Annotated in this window: 10 protein-coding genes and 1 tRNA gene; 8 read left to right on the plus strand and 3 right to left on the minus strand. The window is 28.1% G+C overall.

What is annotated here, in order from left to right:
- Positions 1–155: 155 nt before the first annotated feature.
- Positions 156–1,067 (minus strand): ion channel, encoded by a 912-nt coding sequence (locus Q0V09_RS03620; protein WP_297406191.1) that lies wholly within the window; start codon positions 1,065–1,067, stop codon positions 156–158.
- A gap of 140 nt (positions 1,068–1,207) precedes the next feature.
- On the opposite strand from Q0V09_RS03620, the gene Q0V09_RS03625 reads away from it, so the two are divergent.
- From Q0V09_RS03625 to Q0V09_RS03640, 4 genes are all read left to right on the plus strand, one after another.
- On the plus strand, positions 1,208–1,615 hold the full coding sequence (locus Q0V09_RS03625; protein WP_297406189.1) for an NfeD family protein: 408 nt from the start codon (positions 1,208–1,210) through the stop codon (positions 1,613–1,615).
- A 9-nt stretch (positions 1,616–1,624) separates the two neighbouring features.
- A complete protein-coding gene (locus Q0V09_RS03630) occupies positions 1,625–2,503 on the plus strand; it encodes an SPFH domain-containing protein (protein WP_297406188.1) in 879 nt (292 codons plus the stop codon).
- 140 nt (positions 2,504–2,643) lie between these two features.
- On the plus strand, positions 2,644–3,876 hold the full coding sequence (locus Q0V09_RS03635; RefSeq protein ID WP_297406187.1) for a dicarboxylate/amino acid:cation symporter: 1,233 nt from the start codon (positions 2,644–2,646) through the stop codon (positions 3,874–3,876).
- 14 nt (positions 3,877–3,890) lie between these two features.
- Positions 3,891–5,219 (plus strand): MATE family efflux transporter, encoded by a 1,329-nt coding sequence (locus Q0V09_RS03640; RefSeq protein WP_297487212.1) that lies wholly within the window; start codon positions 3,891–3,893, stop codon positions 5,217–5,219.
- 45 nt (positions 5,220–5,264) lie between these two features.
- Here the strand turns inward: Q0V09_RS03640 and Q0V09_RS03645 are convergent, their stop codons facing one another.
- Positions 5,265–6,587 (minus strand): YjiH family protein, encoded by a 1,323-nt coding sequence (locus Q0V09_RS03645; protein ID WP_297406184.1) that lies wholly within the window; start codon positions 6,585–6,587, stop codon positions 5,265–5,267.
- A 285-nt stretch (positions 6,588–6,872) separates the two neighbouring features.
- Here Q0V09_RS03645 and Q0V09_RS03650 point away from each other — a divergent pair, with 285 nt between their 5' ends.
- Both Q0V09_RS03650 and Q0V09_RS03655 read left to right on the plus strand, forming a co-directional pair.
- Complete coding sequence (locus Q0V09_RS03650) at positions 6,873–7,844, plus strand: DNA-processing protein DprA (protein WP_297406183.1); 972 nt, start codon at positions 6,873–6,875, stop codon at positions 7,842–7,844.
- A gap of 36 nt (positions 7,845–7,880) precedes the next feature.
- Entirely contained in the window at positions 7,881–8,660 is a 780-nt protein-coding gene (locus Q0V09_RS03655) for a homocysteine S-methyltransferase family protein (protein ID WP_297487214.1), read from the plus strand.
- 46 nt (positions 8,661–8,706) lie between these two features.
- On the opposite strand, the gene Q0V09_RS03660 is transcribed toward Q0V09_RS03655, so the two are convergent.
- Positions 8,707–8,783, minus strand: a tRNA-Arg gene (locus Q0V09_RS03660).
- 184 nt (positions 8,784–8,967) lie between these two features.
- On the opposite strand from Q0V09_RS03660, the gene mglB reads away from it, so the two are divergent.
- Complete coding sequence (mglB, locus tag Q0V09_RS03665; protein ID WP_297405991.1) at positions 8,968–9,954, plus strand: galactose/glucose ABC transporter substrate-binding protein MglB; 987 nt, start codon at positions 8,968–8,970, stop codon at positions 9,952–9,954.
- Positions 9,955–10,017: 63 nt separating this feature from the next.
- Positions 10,018–11,484: galactose/methyl galactoside ABC transporter ATP-binding protein MglA (mglA, locus tag Q0V09_RS03670; RefSeq protein ID WP_297487216.1), on the plus strand; the 1,467-nt coding region annotated here is incomplete at its 3' end.

Consider the following 11,484-nt stretch of genomic DNA (forward strand, 5'->3'; position numbering starts at 1 on the left):
GAGCAACTGACTTGTAATCAGTAGGTGATTGGTTCGACTCCGATAAGCGGCACCATTTTTAAGAATTTTAAGATACGTAAGTATCTTTTTTTTTATAAAAAAATAAATTATAAATAAAAAGGAAGATATAAATATTTTTATCTTCCTTTTGTTATTTATTTAGTGGTTTTGTTATTTTCTTCTTCTACATATTTTAAATCATTTTTTAGTAAAATATATGCTTTTTTCATAGATTCCCAAACAGAAAACTCTAAAGGAATATCTGATGATGGAATATCATCTTGAGAATTAGAACCTAAAACTGAGAAAATAAATCCTAATGAAAAACTAGTTAAAAATATACCTAAAATAGTTTCCATAACACTAATAAGTCTAATATATGGATTTATAGGTGCAATTGTTCCTGTTCCTACAGTACTAAGAGTTCCTAAACTAATATAAATATGATTTAAAAAGTTTTCAAAATCAAATGTATGTGGTTTTGTAACTCCAATGAATAAATTATCAGATGACATTAAGTTTAGGATATAGTAAAAAGATCCAAAAGCTAATCCGAGAATAATATATGTTAAGAACGTTGTTAAAATATCCATTCCTTGAATCTTTCTTTTTTTATATATAACCATTATAAATTGTCGAGATATTAAAATCATAATTAAAAGCATCGAAACCATAATTGTTATAATGTGTAAGAATTTAATAATAACTCCAGTCAAAGATATTGAAAGCAAACTATCATTAACAAGTCCGAGAATAGGAATTAATAAAGTAAAATATATAATCAATGACATTGAAAAGAAAATATGATCACTTAAAAATATTCTAAATTTTGGTCTGAAAAAATATAAAAAAGGATAAAGGGTAATAAAAATTGAGATAATCATAACAAAACTACTAAGTACAAACTCTTTAGATGTCCAAGTAACATTGAAACGATAAAGTTCAATTCCTGCTAAAATCAAGGAACAAAAAAAAGAAAAAGTTCTTATTTTATGTTTTGAAAGAGTGTTGAATTTCTTAATTTTTAATAAAAAACTAAAAAGTTTTACTTTTAAATTATTTAACATAAAAATACCTCCGTATTGAGAATCACTTCACAATGTACTCCTATTTCTCAAAAATGTCAATATTTAAAGCAATTATATTGACATTAATGATAAAAACAGATAAACTTAACTAAACTTTAAAAAGGAAGTAGGTGAATTGCGTGTTTATATGGTTTGTTATTGGATTGATATTTTTGGGAATAGAATTAGCTAGTTTTGGATTAATATCTATTTGGTTTTCTATAGGAGCCTTTGTAACAATGTTATTTACAGATTTATCTATATATAATCAGTTTTATATTTTTACTGGAATTTCTTTAATTTCCTTATTATTAGTTAGAAAAATAGCTGTGAGATATTTAAAAGGTAAAAGTAAGGAGGTTAATAGGATAAAAAAAGCAGAGGTAGAAATTAAAGAGATAAAAGAAAATGGAAATTATACGGTATATTCAGAAGGAAAGTATTGGGACTGTATAAGTGATGAAAAATTAGAAATTGGAGAAAAAGTAAATGTTGAAAAAATTGAGGGAAATAAATTAGTTTTAAAAAAAATAAAAAGTAAAAAATAGGAGGAATAAATGTTATTTATATTCATTTTAGTATTAATAGCTGCTGTTTTAATAGCTTTACATGTTAGAATAGTTGCTCAGTCACAAGCATTTGTAATAGAAAGATTAGGGGCGTATTTAACAACTTGGGATGTTGGATTAAATGTGTTAATACCTTTTTTAGATAGAATATCTAAAAAAGTATCTTTAAAGGAACAAGTTATTGATTTCCCTCCACAACCTGTAATAACTAAAGATAATGTAACAATGCAAATTGATTCAGTTGTATATTTTCAAATTACAGATCCAAAACTATATACATATGGAGTAGAAAGACCATTAAATGCAATAGAAAATTTAACAGCGACAACTCTTAGAAATATAATTGGAGAGATGGAGCTAGATATGACTTTAACATCTAGAGATACAATAAATACTAAAATGAGAGCTATTTTAGATGATGCAACAGATCCTTGGGGAATAAAGGTAAATAGAGTTGAACTTAAAAATATAATTCCTCCAGCTGAGATTCAAGATGCTATGGAAAAGCAAATGAAAGCTGAAAGAGAAAGAAGAGAATCTATATTAAGAGCAGAGGGACAAAAAAAATCTTCAATATTAATAGCAGAAGGAGAAAAAGAATCAACGATATTAAGAGCAGAAGCTAAAAAAGAAGCTGCTATTAGGGAAGCTGAAGGAGAAGCTGAAGCAATATTAAGTGTACAAAGAGCAAATGCTGAAGCTATTAAATTGATAAAAGAAGCTGGGGCAGATAAAGCAGTCCTTGCTTTAAAAGGAATGGAAGCTTTTGCTAAAGTTGCAGATGGGCAAGCTACTAAGATAATTATTCCAAGTGAACTTCAAAGTGTAGTGACTTTAGGTGAAATTTTTCATGGTACAAAAGAGTAATTAGTGTTAGATAAATGTATAAAATGGGAGATTATATCTCCTATTTTTTTTTAAAATTATAATATTTTTTGCAGATAATTTGATATTATAGTATAATGAAAGGCATTGATTTATGTATAAAGAGATATAGAGGAGGGAAAATGGGAAAAAAATCAGTATGGGAGTCATATAAATTTCCAATAGTTTTAATAGGGGCAATATTTTTAGGAAGTTTTTTAGGAATCCAAATGGGACCTAAAGCAAAAGTATTTAAACCTTTTGGAGATATTTTTATAAATGGAATGTTTACTATAGTAGTACCTTTAGTTTTTGTAACAATAAGTAGTTCTATTTCTAGTATGAGTAATATGAAAAGACTAGGAAATATTTTAAAAAGTTTATTTTTTACATTTATAACAACAGGATTTTTAGCAAGTATTTTAATTATATTAATTGTAAAGGTGTTTCCACCAGCACAAGGTGTTAATTTGAATCTATCAGCAGTAACAGCACTAGAACCATTTAAAACATCAGATCAAATAGTAAGAGCTTTAACAGTGTCAGATTTTCCAGAATTAATTTCTAGAAAAAATATGTTGCCGTTAATAATATTTTCAATTTTCTTTGGATTTTGTATAAATTTAATTGGAGAAAAAGGAGCGGTTATATCTAAGGGATTAGATGCTTTAGCTGAAGTATTTTTAAAAATGATAAATATATTAATGTATTATGCACCAATAGGATTAGGAGCATATTTTGCTGCCTTAGTAGGAGAGTACGGAGGACAATTAATTGGATCGTATGCTAGAGCAATGTTAATATACTATCCACTTTGTATAGCTTATTTTTTAATAGCTTTTCCTATTTATGGATATATTGCAGGTGGAGTAGAGGGAGTAAAGTCATTGAAATATTTGATTTCACCAGCAATAACATCACTAGCAACTCAAAGTAGTATAGCAACACTTCCTGTAAACTTAGAAGCAGCAGAAAAAATAGGAGTGCCAAAGGACATTAGAGATATTGTACTTCCAATTGGAGCAACAGCTCATATGGATGGAACATGTTTAAGTTCAATTTTAAAAATATCATTTTTATTTGGTGTGTTTAATATGCCTTTTGAAGGAGTTGGAACATATATAAGTGCTATTATTCTTTCAATAATGGGTGGAGTTGTAATGTCAGGTGTTCCAGGTGGAGGATTAATTGGAGAGATGTTAATTGTAACTATGTATGGGTTCCCACCAGAAGCCTTTCCAATAGTTGCTACTATTGGTTATTTAGTTGATCCACCAGCAACAATGATAAATGCAACAGGAGATACAGTGGCAGCAATGCTAGTAAGTAGATTTGTTGAAGGAAAAGATTGGATGAAAAAACAAATTATAGAATAAAAAGGAGTAAAAATTTGTCTAATGGAGGAAAAAAGTCATTATTTACAATAACGATACCTATCTTTTTAGAACTATTACTTGTAACTATAGTTGGAAATGTAGATACAATAATGTTAGGTCATTTTAATTATAAAGCTGTGGGATCAGTAGGTGGGATGAGTCAAATTTTACTTATTCAAAATACGATTTTAAGTTTTATTTGTTTAGGAACAACAATACTAATGGCTCAGTATATAGGGGCTCAAAATAAAGATTCAATAAAAAAAGTTATTTCTGTGTCTATTATAATGAATATAGCTATTGCTATTTTTTTAGGTGGAGTTTATTTCTTTGCTTGGGAATGGATATTAAAAGAGATAAAATTACCGTTAGCACTACGAAGTATGGGGATGAATTATTTTAAATTAGTTGGAGGATTTTGTATTTTTCAATCAATCTCTTTAACAAGTGGAGCAATTCTAAAAAGTTATGGGAATACTAAACCAATGCTTTTTATAAATGTTGGAGTTAATTTATTAAATATATTAGGAAATGGTATGTTTATATTTGGATGGTTTGGAGCTCCTATTTTAGGAGTTACAGGGGTTGGGATTTCTACAGTTTTTTCAAGATTAATTGGTGCAATTATATCTTTAAAAGTAATGATGGTATATTGTAAATTTAAATTTTCTGATTTAAAACTTTTTACAATTTCAATGATGAAAAAAATACTGTCTATTGGAATTCCAACAGCAGGAGAACACTTAACTTGGAGTTTAACACAGGTTGTAATTCTTGCAATGGTAAATACAATGGGAACAGACACAATAACAGCTAGAACATATTTAGCTTTAGTTTCCTCTTTTATCATGATATTTTCAATAGCTTTAGGACAGGGAACAGCAATTCAGGTTGGTCATTTAGTTGGAGCTGAGAAAAAAGATGAAGCTTATTCTCAGTGTTTAAAAAGTTTACTATTGGCCTTTTCAGCAGCCACATTATTATCAATATTAATATATTTAGGTAGATATGAGATAATGTCTTTATTTACAAAAGATATTACTGTAATAAATATCGCTGTAAAAGTTTTTCCTTGGTTAGTATTTATTGAAAGTGGAAGAACTTTTAATATTGTTGTAATTAACTCTTTACATGCAGCAGGAGATATTAAATTTCCAATGTTAATGGGATGTTTAATTATGGTTGGAGTAGCAGCACCCTTATCATGGTTATTAGGAATTCATTTTGGTTGGGCTTTAATTGGAGTATGGATATCAAATGGATTGGATGAGTGGATTAGAGGTTTTGCAATGCTTTGGCGTTGGAAAAGTAAAAGATGGGTATATAAGAGCTTTATGCATTAAAAAAGAGGTTGAGCAAAATAAAAATTTTGCCAACCTCTTTTTTGTTTAATTTTTAAGTATTCCTACTTTTAATAAGATAATAGCAATTGAGTAGATAATTGGGAAAGTAATAATAGTTCTAATGATAAAGAACTTAGCAACATCTAATAAATTAAATCCCATTTTTGAATTAACTAAAATCATACCAGTTTCACTAAGAAATATTAATTGTGCAAAAGATAAAGTTCCAACAATAAATTTAGCAACTTCACTTCCAGCATTTTCAATAAATAGTGCAGGTAAATACATATCAGAGAAACCTACTATCATAGCAGGAGCCATTTGAGAAGATATCTCATGAGAGAATCCTAAAAGATTTAGTATTGGCATTAAAGGCATAGATAAAATGCTGAAGAAATTAGTGTTTTCTGCAATAACCAATCCGATTGAACCAACACACATAATTACAGGAATAAAAGTAATATAGATAACTATAACTTTAAAAAGTGAATCAACCATAATATCTTTTTCAGAAGCATTTTTAGCTGTATTTGTAGCTAAATTAAAAGCATGAGCAAAACTTCTAACTCCAGTTTCTTCCACTTGATTCCCTTGATAATATTCGTTTTTGAATTTTTTTAATGGTAATCTTGAAATAATAAATCCAGCAATAACAGTTGCAAAAGCAATAGTTCCATAAAAAATCCAAAAAATATTAGAAAAGTTTAAAAGATCAGCAACAACAGCAGCAAAAGATATCCCAACAATAGAGAATGATGTTGCAATAACAGCTGCTTCTCTTTGAGTATAGTATCCTTTTTGATATTGTTGATCAGTAACAACAATTCCAATAGTTCCATCCCCTAAAAATGAAGCTAAAGCGTCAATAGCAGCATATCCAGGAACTTTAAAAACTTTTTTCATAATAGGAGCTATTAAAGTTCCGATAAATTCAACTAGTCCAAAAGAAGTAAGAAGAGGCATTAAAATAACACCTATGAAAAAAGTAACCATTAATGGTGGAATCATGCCTGTAGCCATAAGACCACCAGTATTTTCATTTTTTAAAAATTCAGGTGCTAAGTTAAGAGATATTAAAAGGAACATAATAGATCCTCCAATTCTTAAAATTGCACTAAATTTATCAGCAATAAATAATTCATTAAGATAAGCTTCTTTAAATTTTTTCTTAAAAAGTCCAATAGTTGTTCCAGTTATTGTAATAACAGAGCAAAACATAATTAAGAAATTAACTAAATTAGAATAATTATTTAAAACAAAATTTTTAAGGTGCCCCATAATGATTGAAGATTCACCTCCAATAGTGATGGGTGCTAAAAAAGCAAGTAATCCCAGTAAAGAATAGATACTAAATTTGAATATAGCCATAAAAAACCTCCAGAAATTTTAAATTTCTGCCAAACAAAAAAGCATACTATAAAAGTATGCTGAATTGAGAACTCACCTTAACTAAGCGTATTACTATGGCAGCTTTGTAATACTTAATTTACAGGAATATGTCATCAACGCCATCGGCCTTAGGCTCATACATATAGGTAAATTAACCTCTCTTTAAATTGTCAGTTAAGTATATATGTAAAAATAGAAAATGTAAAGATTTTTTTAGAGGATTAAATAAAAAAATATGTATTATAGAAAATAGGAGGTGATATTTTGTATTTAAAGGACGAGATGATTTTGTGGTCAATAATATTTTCTTTAACTATAAAGACAGGAAAAGTGGATACTTTGTTGTTTAATTCTAATTGTTTATTTGAAATCTTTAGAAAAAGCATTGAATTAAATAAAAATATATTTCATTGTAGTTATAACGAAAGAAAAAGTATTATTAAAACAATAGATTCTCTAAAAGAGATAGAAAAGTTAGAGGAGTTATTTAATGATTTTGTCTTTTTAAAGAGTTTGAAAAATCAAGTGAAAGTGGAAAATGAGATCATGAGGCAAGAAAATATAAAAATGGTTACATATCAATGTAGTGATTATCCAAGTGATCTTAGATATACGAAGCTTCCTCCCTATGTATTATATTATAAAGGAAGTTTTCCAAAAGAAAAAAATTTAAAAGAATCACTTGCAATTATAGGAACAAGGCATCCTGAAATTATAGAAGATAAAGAGTTTATAGAGAATATTGGGTTATATTTAAAAAGAAAGAATGGTTACAACATAAGTGGATTAGCTTTAGGTTGTGATGAAATAGGACATAGAGTAACATTAGAAATAGGAGTGAAAAATATAGCTATTTTAGGTCAGGGATTAGGAACTTTTGTTTATCCAAAAGAAAATGAAAAGTTAGCTATTGAAATTATAAAAAAAGATGGAGCTTTAATTAGTGAAATACCACCAAGTATATCGATAAAATCAATTTATCTATTAAATAGAAATAGATTACAAGTTTATCTATCTAAGGGGATATGTATTTTAGAGAGTGGAAGCAAAGGTGGAACAATGACAACTTTAAAATATGCTATAAAAGAAAAAAGAAAAGTATTTATTAGAAATGTAGAGAAAAATATAGAGATATTTAAAAAAAATAAATATAAAAATATCTATTTTATTAATTCGAAAGAAGATATAGAAAAAATAGATTTTCTAGGTGATGAAAATTATAAACTTTTTAATTAAAATAGGATATAATGAAATTAAAAAGAGGAAAAGAAGATGAAAAAGGTATTGTTATTAGATGGAGCAATGGGAACTACTATTAATAAAGAAATAGATATAGAAATAAAATGTAAGGAAAAAATCAATATTTTATTTCCTGAAAAAATAGAAAATATTCATAAAAGGTTTATTGAAAGTGGAAGTGATTTTATAAGAGCAAATACATTTAATTGTTCAGAAGAAGCCTTGAAAAATTATGGAGAAAATATTGATGAAAGTTATAATTTCGCTTTAAAAGGGGCAGAAATAGCAAAGAGAATATCAGAAAAATATAATAAAAAATCCATTGGGGTATTTTGTCTTCCAGGAGAAAAACAAATTTTAGGAATACTTGATGGGAAAGTAGATTTAATAATGATTGAAACTATATTTAACTTTAAATTGGGATTGGAAAGTTTAACATTGGTTAGAGAAGTAATGAAAAGAAAGAATATTAAAACTCCAATAATGTTGTCTTTTACCTTATGTGATGGCGGTAAATTATATTCAGGAGAAAGATTGTTAGATGTAATTGATTCTTTTATAGAAGATGATATTTATTCTGTTGGAATAAATTGTTCTTGTGTATTAAAAGATGTTGAAAATATTTTTGAAAAGTTAAGAGAGAAATTACCTAAATTAATAAAAATAACATTTCATCCTAATATGAATGAAGGAGAAAAAACATATTTAAACACTATGAAAAAACTTTTAGATAAAAATTTAGTAGACATTATAGGTGGATGTTGTGGAAGTAATTATGAACACATAAAAAAATTGAAAGAATTAATAAAGTAAAAAATAGGATCAATGAAATAAATTTATTTCATTGATCCTATTTTTATGGTGTACCTAAAGAGATTTGAACTCATAACCTATACCTTAGGAGGGTATTGCTCTATCCAATTGAGCTATAGATACGCATAATTGAAATGTAACAAATAAAAAAAAATAAGTCAAGAAAAATAAAATAATGTACAATAAACTTTCTTAACTTGATAAAATAAGAAGCATTTATTATAATTGACAAGCTTGACATTAGTGCTAAATATATATTATAATTACACTATGTTTTATAATATAACAAATTGCGGAGGGGTAATTTATGAAGAGAGTTTCGTTTTTTTTAGGGGCATTAGCACTTACAACAATAGCATCAGCAGCAGAAACAAAAGTTGGAGTAACAGTATATCGTTACGATGATAATTTTATGTCAACAGTAAGACAAAGAATTGAAGAAGTTGCAAAGAATGATAAAGATGTAGAAGTTTTAATGAATGACTCACAAAACGATCAATCAAAACAAAATGACCAAGTAGATATATTAATAGCTAAAGGAGTTAATTCATTAGCAATAAACTTAGTTGATCCAGCAGCAGCATCAACAGTAATAGCAAAGGCAAAAGCTGAGGATATTCCAGTTGTTTTCTATAATAAAGAACCATCTCAGGCAGATATGGACAGTTATGATAAAGCTTATTATGTAGGAACAGATTCAAAAGAATCGGGAGTAATTCAAGGGGAAGTAGTAGCAAAGCATTGGAAAGCAAATCCAAAATGGGATTTAAATAAGGATAGAGTAATTCAATATGTTTTATTAAAAGGAGAGCCAGGACATCCAGATGCAGAAGCTAGAACAACTTACGTTACAAAAACATTAAATGATAATTTTAAAATAAAAACAGATGAGCTTCATATGGATACAGCTATGTGGGATGCAGCTATGGCTAAAGATAAAATTGAAGCATGGTTATCTGGACCAAATGGAGAAAAAATAGAGGTAATAGTAGCTAATAATGATGGAATGGCAATGGGAGCTGTAGAGGCTTTAAAAGCTAACGGAAAGCCAAATATTCCAGTATTTGGAGTAGATGCTTTATCAGAAGTATTAGTTATGATTGAAAAGGGTGAAATGGCTGGAACAGTTCTAAATGATGGAATAAATCAAGGACAAGCAGCTTATGAAATAGCTAGAAATTTAGGTCAAGGAAAATCACCAGTTGAGGGAACAAAATGGAAATTAAATAATAGAGTTTTAAGAATCCCTTATGTTGGTGTAGATAAAGATAACTTAAATCAGTTTAAAAAGTAGGAGATGTAGGGGGGGTATTTAATCCCCCTATTTTAATAAAAATAGTATTTTTAAGGAGAGAAAATGGATAAGTATTTACTTGAAATGACAGGTATATCGAAATCATTCCCAGGTGTAAAAGCCCTAGATAATGTAAATCTAAAAATAAGACCACATTCAGTTCATGCTTTAATGGGAGAAAATGGAGCAGGAAAATCAACTTTAATGAAATGTCTTTTTGGTATTTATGAAAAAGATACTGGTAAAATACTTTTAGATGGAAAAGAGATAAACTTTATTTCAGCAAAAGATGCTCTAGAAAATGGAGTTTCTATGGTACACCAAGAATTAAATCAAGTTTTGCAAAGATCAGTAATGGATAATGTGTGGTTAGGAAGATATCCACAAAAGGGAATGTTTGTAGATCATAAAAAGATGTATGAAGATACAAAAAAAATATTCGAAGAGTTAGACATAGACATAGATCCTAGATCAAAAGTATCAACATTATCTGTTTCTCAAATGCAAATGGTAGAAATAGCTAAAGCCTTTTCATATAACTCAAAAGTTATAGTGATGGATGAGCCTACCTCTTCTTTAACAGAAAAAGAAGTTGGACATCTTTTTAAGATTATCAATAAATTAAGAGATAGAGGTTGTGGAGTAGTTTATATTTCTCATAAAATGGAGGAGATTAAAGCTATCTGTGATGATATTACAATACTTAGAGATGGACAATGGATATCAACTTCAAGCTTAGATGGTGTAAGTACTGATAAGATAATAGGAATGATGGTAGGAAGAGAACTGACTCAAAGATTTCCGCCAAAGACCAATAAACCTAAAGAGGTAATTTTAGAAGTTGAAAATTTAACAGCTAAGAATCAACCATCAATCAAAGAGGTTAGCTTTAAATTAAGAAAAGGAGAGATACTTGGAGTAGCAGGACTAGTAGGTTCAAAAAGAACAGATATTGTTGAGACAATATTTGGAATTAGAGAAAAATCTTCTGGAACAATTAAAATAAATAATAAGTCAATTGATAATCATTGTAGTTTAGATGCAATAAAAAATGGTTTTGCTCTTGTAACAGAGGAGAGAAGAGCTACAGGAATATTTCCACAACTTAATATAGAGTTTAATTCATTAATATCAAATATGCCAAAATATGAAGCTAAAAATAAGTTATTAAATTCTAGCAAAATGCAAGGGGATACAAAATGGGTAATTGATTCTATGAGAGTAAAAACACCAAGTCAAAAAACTCAAATAGGAAATTTATCTGGGGGAAATCAACAAAAAGTAATTATTGGAAGATGGTTACTTACAAGTCCTGATGTTTTAATGTTAGATGAACCTACAAGGGGAATAGATGTAGGGGCGAAATATGAAATTTATCAATTAATGTTAGATTTAGCAAATAAAGATAAAGCTATGATAATGATTTCTTCAGAAATGCCAGAGTTATTAGGGGTAACAGATAGGATTCTTGTAATGAGTAATGGAAGAGTTGCAGGAATTGTAAATACAAATGAAACAAGTCAAGAAGAA

This window comes from uncultured Cetobacterium sp. (assembly GCF_947039425.1).
GTDB lineage: Bacteria > Fusobacteriota > Fusobacteriia > Fusobacteriales > Fusobacteriaceae > Cetobacterium_A.